At 64.8% G+C, this 20,263-nt stretch carries 19 protein-coding genes and 1 tRNA gene; 3 read left to right on the forward strand and 17 right to left on the reverse strand.

Annotated features, from left to right (window positions below; translation table 11 throughout):
* Positions 1-296 precede the first annotated feature (296 nt).
* The 8 genes from ACHFFA_RS09265 to ACHFFA_RS09300 all read right to left on the reverse strand — a co-directional run bounded on the left by ACHFFA_RS09265 (position 297) and on the right by ACHFFA_RS09300 (position 9,817).
* Entirely contained in the window at positions 297-1,952 is a 1,656-nt protein-coding gene (locus ACHFFA_RS09265) for an acetolactate synthase large subunit (protein WP_394270568.1), read from the reverse strand.
* A 76-nt stretch (positions 1,953-2,028) separates the two neighbouring features.
* Entirely contained in the window at positions 2,029-2,967 is a 939-nt protein-coding gene (locus ACHFFA_RS09270) for a D-2-hydroxyacid dehydrogenase (protein WP_394270569.1), read from the reverse strand.
* The gene (cysS, locus tag ACHFFA_RS09275; RefSeq protein ID WP_394270570.1) at positions 2,964-4,412 is read right to left on the reverse strand and encodes a cysteine--tRNA ligase; all 1,449 of its coding nucleotides are present in this window, start codon (positions 4,410-4,412) and stop codon (positions 2,964-2,966) included. Before cysS ends, ACHFFA_RS09270 begins: the two co-directional genes overlap by 4 nt.
* Positions 4,413-4,531: 119 nt before the next feature.
* Complete coding sequence (locus ACHFFA_RS09280) at positions 4,532-5,203, reverse strand: nitroreductase (protein WP_394270571.1); 672 nt, start codon at positions 5,201-5,203, stop codon at positions 4,532-4,534.
* Between the two features lie 410 nt (positions 5,204-5,613).
* On the reverse strand, positions 5,614-7,440 hold the full coding sequence (cobT, locus tag ACHFFA_RS09285; protein WP_394270572.1) for a cobaltochelatase subunit CobT: 1,827 nt from the start codon (positions 7,438-7,440) through the stop codon (positions 5,614-5,616).
* A complete protein-coding gene (gene fsa / locus ACHFFA_RS09290; protein ID WP_394270573.1) occupies positions 7,437-8,099 on the reverse strand; it encodes a fructose-6-phosphate aldolase in 663 nt (220 codons plus the stop codon). Before fsa ends, cobT begins: the two co-directional genes overlap by 4 nt.
* A 155-nt stretch (positions 8,100-8,254) precedes the next feature.
* Entirely contained in the window at positions 8,255-8,971 is a 717-nt protein-coding gene (locus ACHFFA_RS09295) for a PEPxxWA-CTERM sorting domain-containing protein (RefSeq protein ID WP_394270574.1), read from the reverse strand.
* A 156-nt stretch (positions 8,972-9,127) separates the two neighbouring features.
* The gene (locus tag ACHFFA_RS09300; RefSeq protein WP_394270575.1) at positions 9,128-9,817 is read right to left on the reverse strand and encodes a DUF4197 family protein; all 690 of its coding nucleotides are present in this window, start codon (positions 9,815-9,817) and stop codon (positions 9,128-9,130) included.
* 65 nt (positions 9,818-9,882) lie between these two features.
* On the opposite strand from ACHFFA_RS09300, the gene ACHFFA_RS09305 reads away from it, so the two are divergent.
* Positions 9,883-12,048, forward strand: a complete 2,166-nt coding sequence (locus tag ACHFFA_RS09305; protein ID WP_394270576.1) for a primosomal protein N' — start codon at positions 9,883-9,885, stop codon at positions 12,046-12,048.
* Positions 12,049-12,100: 52 nt separating this feature from the next.
* Here ACHFFA_RS09305 and ACHFFA_RS09310 read toward each other — a convergent pair whose 3' ends face one another.
* The 5 genes from ACHFFA_RS09310 to rpsB all read right to left on the reverse strand — a co-directional run bounded on the left by ACHFFA_RS09310 (position 12,101) and on the right by rpsB (position 15,824).
* Positions 12,101-12,736, reverse strand: coding sequence for a DVUA0089 family protein (locus tag ACHFFA_RS09310; RefSeq protein WP_394270577.1), 636 nt, complete (start codon positions 12,734-12,736; stop codon positions 12,101-12,103).
* Between the two features lie 132 nt (positions 12,737-12,868).
* On the reverse strand, positions 12,869-13,468 hold the full coding sequence (locus tag ACHFFA_RS09315; RefSeq protein ID WP_394270578.1) for a glutathione S-transferase family protein: 600 nt from the start codon (positions 13,466-13,468) through the stop codon (positions 12,869-12,871).
* Positions 13,469-13,495: 27 nt separating this feature from the next.
* Positions 13,496-13,909, reverse strand: a complete 414-nt coding sequence (locus ACHFFA_RS09320; RefSeq protein WP_394270579.1) for a VOC family protein — start codon at positions 13,907-13,909, stop codon at positions 13,496-13,498.
* Positions 13,910-14,040: 131 nt separating this feature from the next.
* Entirely contained in the window at positions 14,041-14,967 is a 927-nt protein-coding gene (gene tsf, locus ACHFFA_RS09325; protein WP_394270580.1) for a translation elongation factor Ts, read from the reverse strand.
* A 107-nt stretch (positions 14,968-15,074) separates the two neighbouring features.
* On the reverse strand, positions 15,075-15,824 hold the full coding sequence (gene rpsB, locus ACHFFA_RS09330; protein WP_394270581.1) for a 30S ribosomal protein S2: 750 nt from the start codon (positions 15,822-15,824) through the stop codon (positions 15,075-15,077).
* Between the two features lie 319 nt (positions 15,825-16,143).
* On the opposite strand from rpsB, the gene ACHFFA_RS09335 reads away from it, so the two are divergent.
* Entirely contained in the window at positions 16,144-16,377 is a 234-nt protein-coding gene (locus ACHFFA_RS09335; RefSeq protein ID WP_394270582.1) for a hypothetical protein, read from the forward strand.
* Here ACHFFA_RS09335 and ACHFFA_RS09340 read toward each other — a convergent pair.
* From ACHFFA_RS09340 to ACHFFA_RS09355, 4 genes are all read right to left on the reverse strand, one after another.
* The gene (locus ACHFFA_RS09340; protein ID WP_394270583.1) at positions 16,340-17,182 is read right to left on the reverse strand and encodes a CDP-alcohol phosphatidyltransferase family protein; all 843 of its coding nucleotides are present in this window, start codon (positions 17,180-17,182) and stop codon (positions 16,340-16,342) included. The genes ACHFFA_RS09335 and ACHFFA_RS09340 overlap by 38 nt on opposite strands.
* A complete protein-coding gene (locus ACHFFA_RS09345; RefSeq protein ID WP_394270584.1) occupies positions 17,179-17,928 on the reverse strand; it encodes a phosphatidylserine decarboxylase in 750 nt (249 codons plus the stop codon). Before ACHFFA_RS09345 ends, ACHFFA_RS09340 begins: the two co-directional genes overlap by 4 nt.
* 50 nt (positions 17,929-17,978) lie before the next feature.
* Positions 17,979-19,121, reverse strand: coding sequence for a beta-ketoacyl-ACP synthase III (locus tag ACHFFA_RS09350; protein ID WP_394270585.1), 1,143 nt, complete (start codon positions 19,119-19,121; stop codon positions 17,979-17,981).
* 67 nt (positions 19,122-19,188) lie between these two features.
* Positions 19,189-19,274 (reverse strand) — tRNA-Tyr (locus tag ACHFFA_RS09355).
* A 148-nt stretch (positions 19,275-19,422) separates the two neighbouring features.
* Here ACHFFA_RS09355 and rlmB point away from each other — a divergent pair.
* Positions 19,423-20,214 carry a 23S rRNA (guanosine(2251)-2'-O)-methyltransferase RlmB gene (rlmB, locus tag ACHFFA_RS09360; protein ID WP_394270586.1) on the forward strand — a complete coding sequence of 264 codons (792 nt, stop codon included), beginning with the start codon at positions 19,423-19,425 and terminating at the stop codon, positions 20,212-20,214.
* The last annotated feature ends 49 nt before the right edge of the window (positions 20,215-20,263 follow it).

Consider the following 20,263-nt stretch of genomic DNA (forward strand, 5'->3'; position numbering starts at 1 on the left):
TTCTTCTCGATAATGTCCGGCGTCGCCAGCGCGGTGCGGAACGCGACCTTGCCGGTATATTTGTCCGTCACCTCCAGATCGGTGTTCGGCTGCACGCCCTCATTGTTGAGGTAGAGCGGATAGACGTCCTTAAGCTTCATCAGCTTTCCCCATTGTCATTCCCGCAGGAGCGGGAACCCAGACCGCGCTGGTCGGCAGAACTGCTCCCCGATTTGCCAGCCCGACAGCTCAGGTTCAATCGTCACCGCCAGCGGCGCCCTGCTGGGTTCCCGCTTTCGCGGGAATGACGAACAGGATCAGAGCTTCGCGCTCAGCTGCTTGATCTCGTTGTTGAGGATGCGATCGTTGTCGGCATAATCGACCGGGCAGTCGATCAGGTGCACCCCGGGCGTGTCGCGGCAGTGCGCGAGCACTTCGCGCAAGTGCTCGCTGCTCTCGACGCGGTGCCCGCTCGCGCCGTAGCTCTCGGCGTACTTGACGAAGTCGGGGTTGCCGTAGGTCAGCCCGAAGTCGGCAAAGCCCATGTTCGCCTGCTTCCAGCGGATCATCCCGTAGGCATCGTCGCGCAGGATCAGCACGGTGAGGTCGAGCCCGAGGCGGACCGCGGTCTCCATCTCCTGGCTGTTCATCATGAACCCGCCGTCGCCGCAGATCGCCATCACCTTGCGGCCGGGATAGAGCATCGCGCTCATCATCGCGCTGGGCAGCCCGGCGCCCATTGTGGCGAGCGCGTTGTCGAGCAGCACGGTGTTGGGCAGGAACGCGCAATAGCCGCGCGCGAACCAGATCTTGTAGACCCCGTTGTCGAGGCAGATGATCCCGTCGTGCGGCATGCACTCGCGGACCTGGGCGACGAGGTGCGGGGGGAAGATCGGGAACCGCGCGTCGGCCGCCAGCTTGCCGGTGTGTTCGAGCTCGGCCCGGCGGTAGGCGAGCATGTGGTCGAAATTCCACGAGCGGTTGGGCGTGATGTCGTCCTTGATCTGCCAGATCGCGTTGGCGATGTCGCCGATTACCTCGATCTGCGGGAAGTAGACCGGGTCGACCTCCGCGGTGCGGTTGCTGACGTGGATCACGCACGCGCCGCCCGGCTTCATGAAGAACGGCGGCTTCTCGATCACGTCGTGGCCGACGTTGATGATGAGGTCCGCGTCCTCCACCGCGCGGTGGACGAAATCGCCGGCCGACAGCGCCGCGCAGCCGAGGAACCTCGGGTGCCGCTCGTCGATCACGCCCTTGCCCATCTGCGTGGTCAGGAACGGGATGCCGGTCTTCTCGACGAACTGCTCGAGCATGCGACCGGTGAGCTTGCGGTTGGCGCCCGCGCCGATGACCAGGATCGGCGCCTTGGCGCGCTCGATCGCCTGCACCGCCTGGCGCACGGCCTTTGGCTCGGCCGACGGGCGGCGGGCGACCGAGCGGGCGATCGGACGGGCATCGGTCGGCTCCTCGGCGATGTCCTCGGGCAGCTCGAGATGGACCGCGCCGGGCTTCTCCTCCTCGGCCAGTCGATACGCCTCGCGCACGCGGCTGGGAATGTTATCCGCCGAGGCAAGCTGGTGGGTGTACTTGGTGATCGGGTCCATCATCGCCACGACGTCGAGGATCTGGAACCGGCCCTGCTTCGATTTCTTGATCGGTTTTTGCCCGGTGATCATCATCATCGGCATCCCGCCGAGCGTGGCGTAGGCGGCGGCGGTGACGAAGTTGGTCGCGCCCGGCCCCAGCGTGGCGATGCACACGCCGGTCTTGCCGGTGTGCCGGCCATACGTCGCGGCCATGAACCCGGCGCCCTGCTCGTGCCGGGTGAGGATCAGCTCGATCTTGTCCGAGCGGCTGAGCGAATCGAGGAAGTCGAGGTTCTCCTCGCCGGGCACGCCGAAGATGTATTCGCAGCCCTCGGCCTCGAGGCACTCGACGAACAGGTCCGACGCCTTGCGTTTGCCTTCCATCCCGCCACTCCCCCTGCGACCGGAAGCCGGCAGCCTAGCAACCGCCCGCGCGCGAGTCTTGTAACATCGCGCCGGTTCAATACCCCCGCGCCGGATCGAACATCGGCGCGAGCGGCTCGCCCGCGAGATAGCGGCGGCAGTTCTCCACGAACCGTGTTGCCGAGCGCACGAACATCTTCGATTGCGCCCGGCCCGAAAGGTGCATGGTGATCTGCGCGTTATCGAGCGCCCACAGCGGATGCTCGGGCGGAAGCGGCTCGGGATCGGTCACATCAAGCAGTGCGGCCTCGATCTGCCGGCCTTGCAGCGCGCGGACCAGCGCCGCCTGATCGACGACATCCCCGCGCGCGACATTCACCAGCACGGCGTTGGGACGCATCGCGGCAAGCTCCGCCGAGCCGACCATGTGGCGCGTCTCCTCAGTCGAGGGAACGGCGAGGATCACCCAGTCGAATTCGCCCAGCCGGGCGCGCCACTCGGCAGGCCGCAAAGCGCCTGCGCCGCCCGAGCGCCGTACCGGCACCACGGTCATGTCGAAGGCTTCGAGCCGGGTCTTCACCAGCCGCCCGATCGCGCCGAGCCCCAGCAGCAACACTCGCTCGCCAGACAATTCGCGCTTGCCCGGGCTGTCGCGCAGCCAGTCGCGCCGATCCTGCGCGCGCACTACCTCGCGGTAGCCCTTGGCATGGGCAAGCATCAGCATGACGACGTATTCGGCGATGGTGATGGCATTGATGCCTGCGCCGTTGGTCACCACGACGCCCCGTTCGCGCAGGAGGTCCAGCGGCATGAAGTCCAGCCCGGCGTAGATCGAGTTCAGCCACTTGAGACGGGTCGCGGCCCGCGCGATCTCGATCATCGGCTCCTTCTCGTTAAGGTCGAACCAGCCGATTTCCGCCTCGGGTGCAAGGGCCAGCGCCTCGTCCTTGTTGGCAAACCACAGCGGCTCGACCCATTCCGGCAGACGTGGTTCCGCCAGCGGGCGGATCAGGGCGGAGAGCAGGGCCTTGGTCATGCGTGGTCGAGCTTCCACTCCCAGCCGAGCGGGTCGCCGTCCATCACCTCGACGCCGCTGGCGGTAAGCTCGTCGCGGATGGCATCGGAGGTGGCGAAGTCTTTTGCGGCCCGCGCTTCCTTGCGGCGGGCGAGCGCAGCTTCGATCTCGGCTTCGCTGATCGTAGCGGTCTTGGGGCGGATGCGGAGGTCGGCGCGGGTGAGGTTGATGAGATCGAGGCCGAGGACGGCGTCCATCCTCTGAATACCGACGTACTTTTCTACCGGTCCGATGACTTTCAGGGCCGGCAGGGACTCAACCCATAAGAGTGCTTCGGCAGTATTTAGATCATTGCAAATAGCGGCTTCGAAAAGATCAAACTGCGATCGGATCACGCTGACGCTCGAGCGATCATGCAAGGAGTCCCCTGCGACCTGCTTTAACTTCTCCACTGCCATCACCAACCGCTTCAATCGCGTCAGCGCCGCCCCCAGCCCCTCCCAAGAAAACTCCAGCTCGCTGCGATAATGCGCCTGCAGGCATATCATGCGGTAGGCGAGCGGGTGGTAGCCCTTGTCGATCAGCAGTTGCAGCCGGAGGAACTCGCCTGAGGACTTCGACATCTTGCCCGTCCGGTCGACGAGGAAGTTGTTGTGCATCCAGATGTTCGCCCCGCTGGCATCTGAATGGCAGTGCGCCTGATTCTGGGCGATCTCGTTGGGGTGGTGGATTTCGCGGTGGTCGATCCCGCCGGTGTGGATGTCGAAGGGAAAGCCCAGCTGTGCCCCGCTCATCACGCTGCATTCGAGATGCCAGCCGGGCGCCCCGCGGCCCCAGGGGCTGTCCCACTCCATCTGCCGCGTCTCGCCCTTCGGGGTCTTGCGCCAGATGGCGAAGTCGGCCGCGTTGCGCTTGCCTGCCACCGGGTCGATCCGGCTTTCACCCTCGTCGGTGCTGGCGCGGGCGAGGCGGCCGTAGTCCGCGACGGTAGAGACATCGAAATAGAGCCCGCTGTCGAGTTCGTAGCAGTGCTTTTCGGCGATGCCCTTGGCGAATTCGATCATCTGCGGAACGTAGTCGGTCGCTACGGTCCATTGCGCCGGCCCGCGGATGTTGAGCGCCCTTACGTCGGCCTTGAACGCCTCGGTATAATGCCGGGCGATGTCCCAGATGCTCTGCGCACTGCGCGCTGCCGCCTTCTCCAGCTTGTCCTCTCCCGCATCGGCATCGTCGGTGAGGTGGCCGACATCGGTGATGTTGATGATGTGGGTGAGGTGATAGCCCTTCCAGCTCAGCGTCCGCCCCAGCACGTCGGCAAAGACATAGGCACGCATGTTGCCGATATGGGGGTAGTTGTAGACCGTCGGCCCGCAGGTATAGACCCGCGCCTCGCCGGGATGGATGGGCCGGAACTCTTCGAGCTGGCGGGTAAGCGAATTGAACAGGCGAAGAGGCGTCTCGGTCATTCCCGCCGCATAGGTTGGCGCATGGCGTTGGGCAACGCCCGGCTACGCTTCCGCCAGGCTCAGGCCGAACGGCGAGCAAACCCCTTCTGGCCGAGCCTGTCGCAGCACGCGCATCCGGCTTACCACCCCTCCCAGCGCACCGCCTCGTCCACCGGCGCGCGCGGCACGCGGAAGGCGTTCACCGGATCATCTGCATCGCGATAGCCGATGGCCATGCCGCAGAAGAAGATGTGATCATCGGGAATGTCGACCACCTCGCGGATGGCCTTCTGATAGACGGCCCAGGCTTCCTGCGGGCAACTGTCGAGCCCTTCCTCGCGCAGCAGCAGCATGATCGTCTGCAACCACATGCCGATATCGCTCCACTGCGGCGGGCCCATGTAGCGCGGGGTGTGGACCAGCATCAGCACGGGCGCGCCGAAGGCCTGGAAATTGCGCGCGAACCACATCATGCGCTGGTCCTTGTCCTCGCGAGCGATCTCCAGTGCGCCGTACATCTCCTCGCCGATTCCGCGGCGGCGCTGTTCGTAGGCGCCGTCGAGCTCCGGCGGATAGACATGATATTCCGGCGCGAAGGCTTCCCGTCCCTTGGGCAATTCCTGCGCCACACGCTCGATCAGCCGGCGCAGCGGATCGCGGGTCAGGACGATGCCGTGCCAGGGTTGGGTATTCCCGCCCGAGGGGCTGCGCTGCGCCTTCTCGAGCACCCGCGCGAGGGTCGCCTGCTCGACAGGTTGGGCGGTAAATGCGCGGATTGAACGGCGGGTTAGGACGGCTTCGCTTGGGGTCATTTGTGCCCTAATATCGCCCCTTTCTCACTTAAAAAAGCCGTTCTCGCTACAACGGTTTGAGACAGGCTTGACGGGTGCGCCCATAACGGGCATGAAATGGGAAGTTGGTAAGACCGACTCGCTTAGCCGCTCAATGCGGCTTTTTTCATGCCTAAAGGAAACGGCAGCCAGTGGAACATCTTCCCTGGGTGTTGGCTCGCTTCTTGGCTTGGACCATAAATACCATCGTCGCTGCAATCTCCGCTCGGAGAAAGATTAGCTCGAAGCGCCAGCTGCGCATCGAGTGGGGTAACTTGCGGGTATCTTGGTCTTCGTCAGAGAAGTTCGCCGATATCGATTAGGGTCATCTGAGCAATCGCTGTATTGTTTCGCGATTCTCAGTTGGATAAGTCATGCCTATAGCAAATTGATCACCCCTCCACCTCGAACAATCCCGCAAGCTGCTCGATGATCGTTCCGCCAAGCTGTTCGACATCCATGATCGTCACTGCGCGGCGGTAATAGCGCGTCACGTCGTGGCCGATGCCGATGGCGACCAGTTGCACGGGCGATTGCCGCTCGATCCAGTCGATCACTTTGCGCAAATGGCTTTCCAGATAGCCTGCCGGGTTCACACTGAGCGTGCTGTCATCGACCGGGGCGCCATCGCTGATGACCATGAGAATGCGGCGGTCCTCCGGCCGAGCGAGGAGGCGGGTGTGGGCCCATAGCAGTGCCTCGCCATCGATGTTTTCCTTCAATAAGCCCTCGCGCATCATCAGGCCGAGGTTGCGGCGGGCACGGCGCCAGGGCTCGTCAGCCTTCTTGTAGACGATGTGCCTGAGATCGTTGAGGCGGCCGGGATTGGCCGGGCGGCCATCGGCCAGCCATGCCTCGCGGCTCTGCCCGCCCTTCCAGGCGCGGGTGGTGAAGCCGAGGATCTCGGTCTTGACCCCGCAGCGTTCCAGCGTGCGGGCCATGATATCCGCGCTGATCGCGGCGATACTGATCGGGCGGCCACGCATGCTGCCGGAATTGTCGATCAAGAGTGTGACCACCGTGTCCTTGAACTCGGTATCGCGTTCGACCTTGTAGCTGAGGGCATGGCCGGGGCTGACGACCACCCGGGTCAGCCGCGCGGCATCGAGCAGCCCCTCCTCCTGATCGAAATCCCAGCTGCGGCTCTGCTGCGCCATCAGGCGGCGTTGCAGGCGGTTGGCGAGCCGCGTGACGATCCCCTGAAGGCCCGCGAGCTGGCTGTCGAGATAGGCGCGCAGGCGATCGAGTTCCTCGTGATCGCACAACTCGGGCGCCTCGACCACCTCGTCGAACCGTTCGGTATAGGCGCGATAGTCGAAGTCGTCCGGCAGATCGGTCCACGGGCGATTGGGGCGGACGGGCTGCATTCCCTCCTCGCCATCGTCCGACGGATCGCCGTCCGCCATCTCCTCGTCGCTTTCGGCCTCGCCATCGGCCTCGTCCCCGCTCTCGCCGTCAGCCTTCTCGCCGCGCATCTCGCTCGGCTGCGGCTCAGCATCGCCTTCGTCCGCTTCGTCGGCGTCGTTCTCGTCCTCGGGAGAGTCGCCCTCGTCCTCGTCGCCCTCCTCGCCGGTGCCGTCGTCGGGCGTCTCGGGCACCGTAAGGTCGAGATTGCGCAGCAGGTCGAGCGTCAGCCCCTGAAACGCGCGCTGATCGCCGAGCGCGTTGGTCAACGAAGCAATATCGGTCCCCATGCGCGCAAGCAGATCGCCGCGGACCAGATCGACGCCGGCACGCGCGCGCTCGGGCACCGGCTCGCCCGTCAGTGCCTCGCGCAGCATCAGCGCAAGCGCGGTCGGCAAAGGCACCTCGGACGCAGTATCGGCGCGCACGATCGGATCGCCGGCAGTCCGTGCCTCCACCGCCGATACGAGATTGTCGCGGATGCCCGAATAACGGCTGGCGCCGAGCGCTTCGTAGCGCACCTGCTCGATCGCATCGTAACAGGCGCGGGCCAGCGCTTCGGGCGGGGCCGAAGACGCGTGCAGCGCCTGATCGTGATGACGCAAACGCAGTGCGAAACTGTCGGCAAAGCCGCGTGCCTCGCGGGCCTGGGCCGGGGGCAAGGTGCGGCCCGGCAGAGGCACGCGAAAATTGCGTCCCGATTGTGCGGGGCTGTCCGCACTCCACGCGATTTCCACCTCCGGCTCGTGCGCCAGCGCCCGCGCCGTGCCGGTCAGCACCTGCTTGAAGCGATCGAGGGGGGTCTGCTCGCTCACTTATCCGTAAGGATCGTCTGGCCGGTCTTGCCCCAGTCGGCCATGAACCCCTCGATGCCCTTGTCGGTCAGCACATGGTTGACGAGGCTCTTGATGACCTTGGGCGGCATGGTCGCCACATCGGCTCCGATCCGAGCGCATTCAAGCACATGGGTCGCGTGGCGGATCGAGGCGGCCAGGATCTCGGTGTCGAACAGATAGTTGTCGTAAATCAGACGGATATCGCGGATAAGGTCCATCCCGTCGAATCCGTTGTCATCATGCCGCCCGACAAAGGGCGAGACGAAGGTGGCGCCCGCCTTGGCCGCGAGAAGCGCCTGATTGGCGGAAAAGCACAGCGTGACGTTGACCATGGTGCCATCGCCGGTGAGCTTGCGACAGGTCTTCAACCCGTCGATCGTCAGCGGGACCTTGATGCAGACATTGTCGGCGATGCGGCGAAGGGCCTCGGCCTCCTTCATCATGGTGTCGTGATCGAGCGCAACCACCTCGGCGCTGACCGGGCCGTCGACAAGGGAGCAGATCTCCTTCGTCACCTCGAGGAAATTGCGGCCCGACTTGGCGATCAGGGACGGGTTCGTGGTGACGCCGTCGAGCAGGCCGGCCTCGGCCAGTTCCTCGATCTCGGATATTTCGGCGGTATCGGCAAAGAACTTCATGTGGGGTCGCGCCATTCGGATGCAGGGCTGGGAAAGCCTGTGCAAGGCGAATGCGGTGGCGGTGTCAAGGGCAAGGTGACGCGAGCCGAAGTGAACGGCGAAAGGGCCGCCCCCGGGTGGAGGGGCGGCCCAGTCCTGCACCGATGGAAAGACGTTTACGCGAAGGAGATCGCGGCGTTCGTGCGAACCTGCTGTCCCTTACGGCGACGCATGGCCGCGCCGGCAAAGCCGAAACCGAGCAGCATGAAGGCCCAGGTCGACGGTTCCGGCACGGCGCCGCTCACCGGGCTGAAGCCGATGGTGCCGATCTTGAAACCGTCGGGGAAGATATCGGTGTGACCGCCGGCCGCGCCGATGATCCACGTGTTGCCGGTCCCGCCGAGGACGTTGATGGGCCGCGTCCCGCTGCCGAACAGGCTACCCGGAGAATTGCCGAAGCTGAACCCGGCGAGGTTGCCCGTGAATGCGCCGCCCAGATTGGCGAAGCCGATGGTCGCATCGCTGTCGAAGAGGAGATCCCAGCCGGTCGAGAAGGATGCCGAATCAAGCGATACCACGCTGTCGAACTGGAACAGGACGAAGTCGGTCCAGCCGACATTGTCGACGGTGTGCGAATTGTCGGTCCGGCCGTTGATCACGCCCAACCCGTTCGACCACTGGCCCAGCGCACCCTCATGCACGTTACCGGCGTTGTCGATCGACCAGCCCGATGCGGTGACCGTGGTGCCGCCGCCGGTGAAGACGATGCTGTTCCCGCTGGAACCGCTGCCAGCAGAACCGCCGAGGTTGATGGTGGTGGTGGCATGCGCCGGAGCGGCGATAGCGAGCAATCCGGTTGCTGCCGTGGCCAGCAATGTCATTTTCATTGGCATGATAGAGCCTCCCTTGGTCTTGAACCGGACGATTCCGGAGCAGGCCTCGGGGATATCGGCAGCCAGATTTGGTTGTTAGTTTGTTAACCGGCGCTGTGCGGCGGCGGGACGGAATGCAACCGTCCCGAAAAATTACGGATTACCGGTCCGGTAACCTTAACGCGACCCGCCGAACACCTGTTCGAGGACCGGATCGCCGGTCGATTCCGGATTGCGCCAGATGGCAATTTCCTCGTTCGTAATCTCGCGCCAGATCACGTCCTCGATCTGTCCCGCCATGCGTCCGGCAACCTGCCGGATGTCGGCTCCGACGAGGGCAGACAGCGTCTCTGCTACCAGCGGATCGTCCGCGACGCGCATCGCATCGCCGAGTTCGGGCACCATCGCCTCGACCAGACGGCCGCCCATCTGACGGCGCAGGGCGGCGGTGGCCGTGCCCGGCTCGCCCCGTACGAGATCGATGGTGTTCTGGACGCCCATGACGCGCACGGCATCCGTCACAAGGGGTGCGGCGCGTTCGGCACCGCGATAGGCGATGGCTCCGAAGGCATCGTACATCCGTTCCTTGAACAATCCCGAGGTGAGAATGCGACTCATCGCCCCGCCCCGCGTTCCCAGCAGGTTTTCGAGCCCGAGACGCGCCACCTGATCATCCCAGAAGCCGTCCGCTTGCAGCATCCGGGCAAAGGCCCGTTCGCTCGATTGATAGAGCAACCGCTGCACCGCATCCTCAAGGCCGAAGCCCGGCATTCCAACGCAGCCGCCAAGCGCAAGGGCGCCGCCGCCAAGCGTCAGGCCGGCAAGAACCGCGCGACGGCCACTCGCCCGCCCAAGAATATCGGTCATCATGCGCTCTCCTTCGTGTCCCGCCCTTGCCCGGCGCGCCCTATACCGCCCATATGGACCGCTCGATGAACCGCGTCCGCTGTCTTGTCCTCAATTCCGCCCTCGGCCCGCTCGACTATCGTCTGCCCGATGGGATGATCGCCCCTCCGGGCACGGTCGTCGAATGCCCGCTCGGTCCGCGAACGATCCTCGGGATCGTGTGGGAACCGGAACGGCTGCCCACAAACGAGGTTCCGGTCGAAAAGCTGCGCCCCTTGCGCGGCCTGCTCCCGGTGCCACCCTTGTCGGCGCCGCTGCGACGCCTGGTCGAATGGACCGCCGACTACTATGTCGCCTCGCTGGCAGGAGTCGCGCGGATGGCGCTGTCCTCGGGGGGCGCGCTGCGCGGTCCGGCCTCGATCACGGAATATCGCCTGACCGGCGCCCCGCCCGAACGCATGACCGCCCAGCGCGAAGCGGCGATTGGGGCACTGGAGGGCGAGCAGGCGACGATCCGCGAATTGGCGGGGATGGCCGGAGTGTCGGAAGGCGTGCTGCGCGGCCTTGTCGCTCAAGGCGTTCTCGAGCCAGTCATCGTCGATTGCGACCGTCCCTATGACCCGCCGCGCCCGGACTTCGCGGTGCCCGAACTGGAACCCGAACAGCGTGCCGCGGCAAAGCGCCTGTGCGAGGCCGTACGATCACGTGATTTCATGCCGTTCCTGCTCGACGGGGTGACCGGATCGGGCAAGACCGAAACCTATTTCGAACCGGTCGCGGACGCCTTGCGGATGGGCCGGCAGGTGCTGGTTCTCCTGCCCGAAATCGCACTGACCGAGAATTTCCTCCACCGGTTCGAGGAGCGTTTCGGCGTAGCACCGGTGCTGTGGCATTCGTCGCTCAAGTCGACCGAGCGGCGACGCGCCTGGCGCAATGTCGCTGCGGGGGATGCCCGCGTGGTGGTCGGCGCACGGTCTGCCCTGTTCCTGCCGTTTGCCGACCTGGGCCTGATCGTCGTCGACGAGGCTCATGAAACGAGCTTCAAGCAGGAAGACGGCGTGCGATACAACGCCCGCGACGTTGCGGTGATGCGGGCACGGTTCGAAGGGGTGCCGGTGATCCTCGCCAGTGCGACCCCGGCGCTCGAGAGCCTGCAGATGGCCGAAAGCGGTATCTACGAGAAACTCGATTTGCCGAGCCGCTTCGGCGGCGCGCAGCTTCCTGCGATCGCCACGGTCGATCTCACGCAGGAAAAACCCGGTTCGGGGCACTGGCTCGCCCCGCGGCTGGTCGCGGCGATGGAAGAGCGGCTCGCGCGCGGCGAGCAATCGCTGCTGTTCCTAAACCGGCGCGGGTATGCGCCGCTGACGCTGTGCCGCAATTGCGGCTATCGCTTTCAGTGCCCCAATTGCAGCGCTTGGCTGGTCGAACACCGCTTCACTCGCCGGCTGGCCTGTCACCATTGCGGGCATGAGACCGCCCAGCCCGAGACGTGTCCCGAATGCGGCGAGCCCGATTGCCTCGTCGCTTGCGGTCCCGGCGTGGAACGAATTGCCGACGAAGTAGCCGAACGGCTGCCCGAAGCGCGGGTCTTCGTCGCCACGTCCGATACGCTCAACTCGCCCGGTCGGGCCGGCGAATTCATCGCTTGGGTCGAGGCGGGCGAGATCGACGTCATCGTCGGCACGCAACTCGTCACCAAAGGGTTCCACTTTCCCGACCTGACGCTTGTCGGCGTAGTCGACGCAGATCTGGGACTGGAAGGCGGAGACCTTCGTGCAGGCGAGCGGACCTACCAGCAGATTTCGCAGGTCGCCGGCCGGGCTGGCCGGGGCGAGAAGCCGGGCGAGGTGCTGATCCAGACCCGGCATCCGGAAGCCGCCGTCATCGCCGCGCTCGCCGCGGGGGATCGCGATGCCTTCTACGAAGCCGAAACCGAAGCCCGTCGCCACGCCGGTGCCCCACCCTTCGGCCGCTGGGCCGCCATCATCGTGTCGAGCGAGGACGATGCCGAAGCACGCGAGGCGGCGAACCGCATCGGCACCTTCCGCCCCCATGTGGACGACCTGCTGATCCTTGGCCCGGCACCCGCCCCGATGGCGCTGCTGCGCGGCCGATATCGCTATCGCTTCCTGATCAATGCCCGGCGCAGCGTGCAGCTGCAGGCGGTCATTCGTTCATGGCTCTCCGTGATCAATCACCCCGCGGGGGTCCGCGTGAGCGTGGACGTCGATCCTTACAGCTTCGTATGAACCGCAGGTGGGCCGCCCCCTTGCACCGAGGGAGGCGGCCCGCCGCGAAAGGCTAGAAGCTGAAACGCACCGATAGCTGTTCGCGCCGGCGACGCATCGCCCCGCCGATCAGGCCGAAGCCGATGATCATCAGCGCCCAAGTGCCCGGCTCGGGCACCGCGCCGCCACCCCCATTCCCAGGGGTCGCACTGTCGACGCCGGTCAAGTTGACGCGCCAGAAGGTTCCGGGGCCACAGCGGTTGGCAGGCTGGCACCAGTCGCTCAGCGCGATCGGGCTTTCGCCGTCGTAGGCGAAACCGTCCGACAGCAGAGTGCCGGAGGCAAAATTCGCAAAGGTCGCCATCGAGAAGATGTAATTTCCGGCTTCGAGCGTCGCGAGGCTGAACCCGGAATCGTAATAGGTCTGCGTCCCGGGCGAAATGCTCGGATTATCGTCGTTCTGGGCGACGAGAACATAGTCCGAACCGACCTGTCGCCACAGCGCGGTGATCGGATCGAAGTTGACGTTGCTGAGGAACGAGTCCGTCCAGACAGCGACGTTCGTGCTGTCATCGTTCAGCGTGAAATTGGTAAAGATGATCTCGTTGTGGCTGGTCAGATTGCCTGAAAAGACGAAATCGGCTGAGTAGGCTGGCGTCGCTACGAACGCGCTGGCGGCGACCAGTGCGGCGATCGGTAATTTGCGCATATCCTTGCTCCTCGAAGCGGTTTTCGAAAAGCGACCCGTAACAACCATGCGCGACTCTCATGGTTAACCGTTTGTTTACCATTGATCGCAGCCCGGGCAAGCACGTTAAGATTTGGACGGCACTTGCGCTCGTCAGTTCGCGGCATCTTCCGTCGCTCGATAGGCAGGGCGGTGCCGCAGCCGTTCAGCATAGGCTATGAACGCGGGTGCTTGCGGCAGCGTGCTGAATTCGAGGCCCCATATGACCTGGCTACCGCAATAGACATCGGCCATCGTGAACCGGCTTCCGCAGATATAGTCGCGGTCCTGCATCCAGCCTTCGATCGTGGCCACCGTGCGGTCGTTATTGCCGAAGCCTGCCATCATCTCCTGCTCTGCACTGGGTTCCCAGCCCATCGCCTTCGACGTCACCGCATGTTCGACGGGGCCCGCGGCGAACATCAGCCAGCGAAAGTAGTCCGCCTTCTCCTCGTCGCGGGGCAGAAGTTCGCGCGCCTCGACTTCAGCGAGGTAGTGGCAGATCGCGGCCGCTTCGGTCACGACCCTGTCTCCGAACTTGCCGTGATGTATGATGGTGGGCAGCTTTCCCATCGGATTGGCATCGAGAAGAGCCTGGGGCTTGTCGTCCCATTCGACCATCACCGGATCGAATTCGGCACCGACCTCGTGAAACGCCCACAGCGCGATCTGTGCGCGGCTCATGGGGTTGGTGAAGAAGGTATAGTTGCTCACCTTGCGCTCCTTTCGCTATCACCCGCGTCAGGCTGGTGGCGCGTCGACCGCGCCCGCATCCATCCAGACGGTTTCCCATGTATGACCATCGGGGTCTTCGAACGCCCCGCCGTACATGAAACCCTGATCCTCGATCGGCCGCGGCTCTGCAGCGCCCGCTGTCTTCGCCGCGCGGTGAATTGCATCGACCTCATCCCTGCTGTCGAAGGTCAGGCAGAGAAGCGATCCGCTCGTCGCATGGGCATCGGCGATCGGCTTGGCGGTGAAGGTGCTGTAGAAGTCACGCGCCAGCAGCATCACGTGAATCGTCTCCGACCATTCCATCGCCGAAGCCTGGGCATTGGAGAACGCGCTGTTCATACGAAAGCCGATGGTTTCGTAGAACGCCGTGGAGCGAGAAAGGTCGCCCACAGGCAGATTTATGAAGATCATCCTGGCCATCGCCGTATCCCTTCGGAAACGAAGACTACGCCGTCTTCGCTCCTCACGCTACGTTCTTGCGCGAGGCCAGACGAAAACGGCTGCCGAGCGCGACGCCCGGCAGCCGTAATTTGGCGTATGAGGGGCAGGACCTACCCGTTGACAGCGGCAGCGACTTCCGCCGCAAAGTCGGTTTCTTCCTTCTCGATCCCTTCGCCGAGCTGGAAGCGGACATAGTCCACCAGTTCCACCTTGGCGCCGATGTCCTTGCCGGCCTGCTCGACGACCTGCGAGATCGGGGTCTTGTTGTCGATCACGTAGACCTGGCTCAGCAGCGCGTTCTCCTTCGCGTACTTCGCGACCGCGCCTTCGACCATCCTGTCCTGCACATTCTCGGGCTTGCCGCTTTCGGCAGCCTTTTCCTTGGCGATCGCGCGTTCACGCTCGATCACGTCGGCATCGAGCCCTTCGGCAGTCAGCGCCTGCGGGAAGGCCGCGGCGATGTGCATGCCGAGCTTCTTGCCCAGATCCTCCAGCTTGGCCTTGTCGCCTTCGCTCTCGAGCGCGACGAGGACGCCGATCTTGCCCAGATCGGGCGCGACGGCATTGTGCATGTAAGGCACGATCACGCCGTTGGTGACCTTGACCGTCTTCAGGCGGCGGATCTGCTGGTTCTCGCCGATCGTGGCGACATTATCGGTCAGCTTTTCCGAGACGCTGCCGCCGTCGGGATAGGCCGCTGCCTTCAGCGTTTCCACATTGTCGCCATCGGTGCCGAGGGCGACCTGCGTGGTCTTGCGCACGAAATCCTGGAACTTGTCGTTCTTGGCAACGAAATCGGTTTCCGAGTTGATCTCGACGGCAACGCCGCGCGTTCCTTCGACTGCAACGCCCACGAGGCCTTCGGCAGCGGTGCGGCTCGACTTCTTCTGGGCGGTGGCGAGACCCTTGGCACGCAGCGCGTCGACCGCAGCCTCGATATCGCCGCCCGAAGCCTCGAGCGCCTTCTTGGCATCCATCATGCCCGCGCCGGTCTTCTCGCGCAGGGCCTTTACGTCAGCGGCAGTGAATGCAGCCATGTCTGTTTCCTTCTCGATTCATTGTGCCGGCACCGGGTCCGCGAACGCTCGCGCCCGGTGCCCTGGCGAAGATGTGTGGCGGGCGCATGACACGCCCGGCCCGCGCATTACGCGGTAGCTTCTTCCGGCGGATTTTCCATCGCGCCGACGTCCTGCCCGCTGTCGTGCGCGGCATCACCGCGGCCCGAACGGGCGGCCTGGCCGATGGCGTCGCAGTACAGCTTGACCGCACGGCTGGCGTCGTCGTTGCCCGGGATCGGGAAGGCGATGCCGCTGGGATCGACATTGGTGTCGAGCACCGCGACAACCGGGATGCCGAGAACGTTGGCTTCCTTGATCGCGAGGTCTTCCTTGTTGGCATCGATCACGAACATCACGTCCGGAATGCCGCCCATATCGCGAATGCCGCCGAGCGACAGCTCGAGCTTGTCCCGCTCGCGCGTAAGCTGGAGGACTTCCTTCTTGGTCAGACCGCCGGTCTCGCCCGAAAGCTGCTCTTCCAGCGCCTTCAGCCGCTTGATCGACTGGCTGATGGTCTTCCAGTTGGTCAGCATCCCGCCGAGCCAGCGGTGATTGACGAAGTGCTGGCCCGAGGCCCGCGCGGCTTCGGCGATCGCATCCTGCGCCTGCCGCTTGGTGCCGACGAACAGCACCTTGCCGCCCGAACGCGCCGTCTGCGCGACGAAGTCGAGCGCACGCGCGAACAGGGGAACGGTCTGCGACAGGTCGATGATGTGGACCCCGTTGCGCGCCCCGAAGATGTAGGGCTTCATGCGCGGGTTCCAGCGGTGGGTCTGGTGGCCGAAGTGCGCTCCGGCTTCGATAAGTTCCTGCATCGTGACGGTAGGTGCCGCCATGGCCATGTTCCTTTCCGGTTATACCTCTGGACGGCAGGAACCCGGCAGGACGAATCCTGCCACAGGCACCGGTATGTCGCCGTCCATGTGAATTTGCCCCGGAGTGCGAACGCAACCCCCGGGCGCGGCCCCCTTACCCCGACTTTGATCCATAAGCCAGCCGCTATTTCGCCTCAAGAAAACGGCATCCGACCGCAAAAGCGCGTTGACAAGCCAGAACAAAAAGGGAACATCGGAACCCGATGCCGACACTCGCGTTTGCATCGAAATCCATCAGGCGGTGATTCGCTCGCCTCGATGCACAACAGGACGACGTCGTATGATCACCGTTCTTGCCTTGATCGTCATCAGTCTGGCCGCCGCCGCATCCTTCCTCGTCATCGCCGATAGCGGCGTCCGGGCGATCGAGGCGCTTTCCGTGATCAAGCGGGAACTGGCCGAAACGCAGGTCCAGATCACTTCATACCCGTCGCATCGCAAGCTGGCAGGCCCGCAGCGGGCGGTCGCCTCGGTATTCAGCCAGCCCTCGCCGACACTGCGGCGCGCTGCCTGATCCGGCGATATCGCAAGAGGGTGGAAGGCAGCAGGATCAGATAGCCGACGCCGATTGCACTGAGGGTCCACCAGGGTTCGAGCAGCAGTGCGGCAAAGACCAAGCCGACGATCGCGAGGATTTCCAGCCGCACGCCGCGCCGTGGACGCAACGATCCCCAGCTCGGTGTGGCCATGTTCGAAATCATCAGCATCGCCACCACGATCAGCCAGACGCCCACGAGCAACGGCTCACGGAAGAACTCCTGCCCCGTGGCGCGCCACAGATAGAAGGGCAAAAAAGCCAGCCCGGCGCCAAGCGGCGCCGGCACCCCGGTCAGGAAGCCGAGCGACTTGTGCGGCTGCTCCTTCACGTCGATTTGCGCATTGAAGCGGGCCAGACGCAAAGCGCAGCAGATCGCCAATGCCAGCGCCGCGAACCAGCCCAGCCGCGGCTCGAGCGAAAGCGACCACAGGTAGATGATGATCGCAGGAGCGGTGCCGAAGCTGAGCGAATCGGCGAGGCTGTCAAGTTCCGCACCGAAACGCGACTGCGCCTTGAGCGCCCGCGCGATGCGCCCGTCCACCCCGTCGAGCAATCCGGCGACGATCACCGCCACCGCCGCCGCATCCCAGTTTCCCGAAATGGCGAAGCGGATCCCGGTCAGCCCTGAGCACAGCGCCGCCGCCGTCACCGCGTTAGGCAGCATGGTGCGAAGCGAAAGACCGCGCGTGCGGCCGATCACCGGAACCTCGTCCTCCGCCGCCTTGGGGCCGAGACGCGCCGGCGGCTCCTGACCGGACCTGTCCTGATCGTACTCGTTCATTGCGACACTCCTTCGAGCAGGGCCTGCTGCCCGATGCGCGCCAGCACGGTCTCTCCGGCGACAACCTTCTGCCCGAGCACGACGGCGCTGTCAGTCCCCGCCGGAAGATAGGTGTCGACGCGGCTGCCGAACCGGATCAAGCCCACCCGCTGGCCTGCGCCGAGCATATCGCCCGGCTTGATGAAGGGAACGATACGCCGCGCGATCACCCCGGCGATCTGGGTAACCCCGATCCGCAAACCGTCGGCCCGCTCGATCACGATGTGCTGCCGCTCGTTGTTCTTGCTGGCCTTGTCGAGTTCGGGATTGATGAAGGTGCCGGGCAGATAGACCACCCGATTGACCGTGCCGCCGATCGGGCTGCGATTGATATGCACGTCGAACAAGGAGATATGGATCGATACCCGGATGACCGGCCCGGCGCCAAGGCCGCCCCCTGCCCCTCCATCGTCGACCATCATCTCTCGCGGCGGTTCGACCTCGACGATCTGCGTCACGATGCCGTCGGCGGGGGACAGGATTGCATCCTCGTCCTGCAGGACCACGCGTTCGGGATCGCGGAAGAATGCGAAGATGCACAGCGCCAGGAATGCGGTGGGCCAGGCCAGCGTTTCCCATGCGAAAAGCGCGAACAGCAGCGCCACGCCGAGCGCGGCGATCCCGAACTTGCGCCCTTCCGGGTGGATTGTCGGCAAGCCCGGATGGGCGGGACCGCGTCCGCGGTTGTCAAGTATCTCCCCTGCCATATTGCTCGCCTACCCGCCGCCGCACGACGGGGCAAGGCCGCAGGGCGTCCCTAGCCGGCCTTGCGAACGAACACGGTGCCCGCGGAATAGCCCGCGCCGAAACTGCAGATCAGCCCGATATCGCCAGGGGCAAGATCGTCGTGATGCAGATGGAAGGCGATGATCGAACCCGCGCTGGAGGTGTTGCCGTACGTATCGAGCACGGTTGGGCTCTCGTCGTCGCTGGCTTCGTGGCCGAGCACCTTGTGGGCGATCAGGCGGTTCATGCCCGCATTGGCCTGATGCAGCCACAGCCTGCGCAATCCGGCTGGATCGATCCCGAGGCGTTCCGCCTCGTCCACGATCATCTGCGCGACCATCGGGACGACTTCCTTGAAGACCTTGCGCCCTTCCTGGACGAACAGCTTGTCCGCTCCGCCGGCCTCGTCCGGATAGGCGCGATTGAGAAAGCCGAAATTGTTGCGAATGTTGTTGGAAAACACCGTCTTGAGCCGGGTGCCGAGGATAACCCAGTGATCGGGCGGTGCCATCGATGCGTCTTCCACCAGCACCGCGGTTGCAACATCGCCGAAGATGAAATGACTGTCGCGGTCGCGCCAGTTGAGATGCCCGCTGGTGATTTCCGGACTGACGACCAGCACGCTGCGCGCATTGCCCGCACAAATGTAATCGGCCGCCGTCTGGATGCCGAAGGTGGCGGATGAGCAAGCGACATTCATGTCGAAGGCGAAGCCGTCGATGCCCAGCGCCTGCTGGATCTCGATGCCCATCGCCGGATAGGCTCGTTCCATGTTGGACGCTGCACACAGCACCGCATCGACATCGCCCGCATCCCGCCCGGCACGGGCAAGCGCCTCGCGCGCGGCAGCGACACCGATCTCGGCCATGATCGACAGCTCGTCATTGCTGCGCTGGGGCCAGCGAGGGGCCATGATTTCAGGATCGAGCACCGGCGCCTTGGCCATGACGTGCCGCGATCTGATGCCGCTGGCCTTCTCGATGAAGTCGACCGAACTTTCGGCCAGCGCCGCAGCCTCGCCAGCCGCGATCGCCGCCGCATGGGCATCGTTATGCCGCCGGACGAATTCGTTGAAGCTGGCGACCAGCTCCTCGTTCGAGATCGCTTCGGGCGGAGTGAAAAGCCCGGTTGCCGAGATGACCGGGCGGCCGCCGGCTTGGTTCGCTTGAGACATGGCGCCGCATTACGAGCGCCGATCAAAACGGACAAGGGCATGGACACGGCGGAATTGATGGCGAGGGTGGTGGACAGGGCTGGATTCGAACCAGCGTACGCTTGCACGGGCAGATTTACAGTCTGCTGCCTTTAACCACTCGGCCACCTGTCCACACCGGTTCGAGCCTGCGCAATGCGCGAGGGTTGCGGGAGAGCGGCGGCTCTCCTGCCGAGAGGCGCCCCTTTGGCGAAGCGGCGCTTGCCTGTCAATGCCCCGGCTGGCAGGGCGAGCGCACGGATCCTACGGACAAAGGTGAAAGATGACGAAGGGCGAACGCAAGCGCGCGCTGCGCGGTCGCGCAGGCCGCATGAAAGGTGGCCGGGGCAGCGGCCGGGCGAGCGCGGGCGCAGTCCGCCTGTGGGGCCGCCATGCCGTGGAAGCGGCGTTGAAAAACCCCGAACGCGACCATCGCAAGCTGTGGGCGACGCGCGAAGGGGTCGCCTCGCTCGATGGCGAACTGCCCGAGGATTTTCCCGTCGAGTATGCCGATGTCGCGGATCTCGCGCGGCTGGTGGCGAAGGATGCCCCGCATCAGGGGCTGGTGCTCGAATGTGCGGCGCTCGAAGACGTCTATCTCGACGATGTGTTGACCGGCGATCCGCATGCACCGCTGGTGGTGCTGGACCAGGTAACCGACCCCCACAACGTGGGCGCCATCATGCGCTCGGCCCTCGCGTTCGGCGCCGGGGCAATCGTGACGCAGGATCGCCATGCGCCCCCCGAAAGCGGGGTAATCGCCAAGTCGGCGTCGGGCGCGCTCGAACACTTGCCCTGGGTGCGGGTCGTCAATCTCGCCCGCGCGCTCGAACAGATTGCCGAGGCCGGGTATTGGCGTATCGGACTGGCCGGCGAGGCCGAGGCGACCATCGCCGACGCCCTGCCCGCCGGGCCGGTCGCGCTGGTGCTGGGTGCCGAGGGCGAGGGAATGCGCCACAACATTTCCGGGCATTGCGACGCCCTTGCCCGCCTGCCGATCAACGAGGCGATGGAGAGCCTCAACGTATCCAATGCCGCGGCGATCGCCTTATACGCTGCCGCCACACGCGCCTGACTTGTACCTGGGGGGGGAGAATGACGATAGTGTCTATACGCCGTGCCGC

Source organism: Qipengyuania sp., from assembly GCF_043423005.1.
Taxonomy (GTDB): Bacteria; Pseudomonadota; Alphaproteobacteria; order Sphingomonadales; family Sphingomonadaceae; genus Qipengyuania.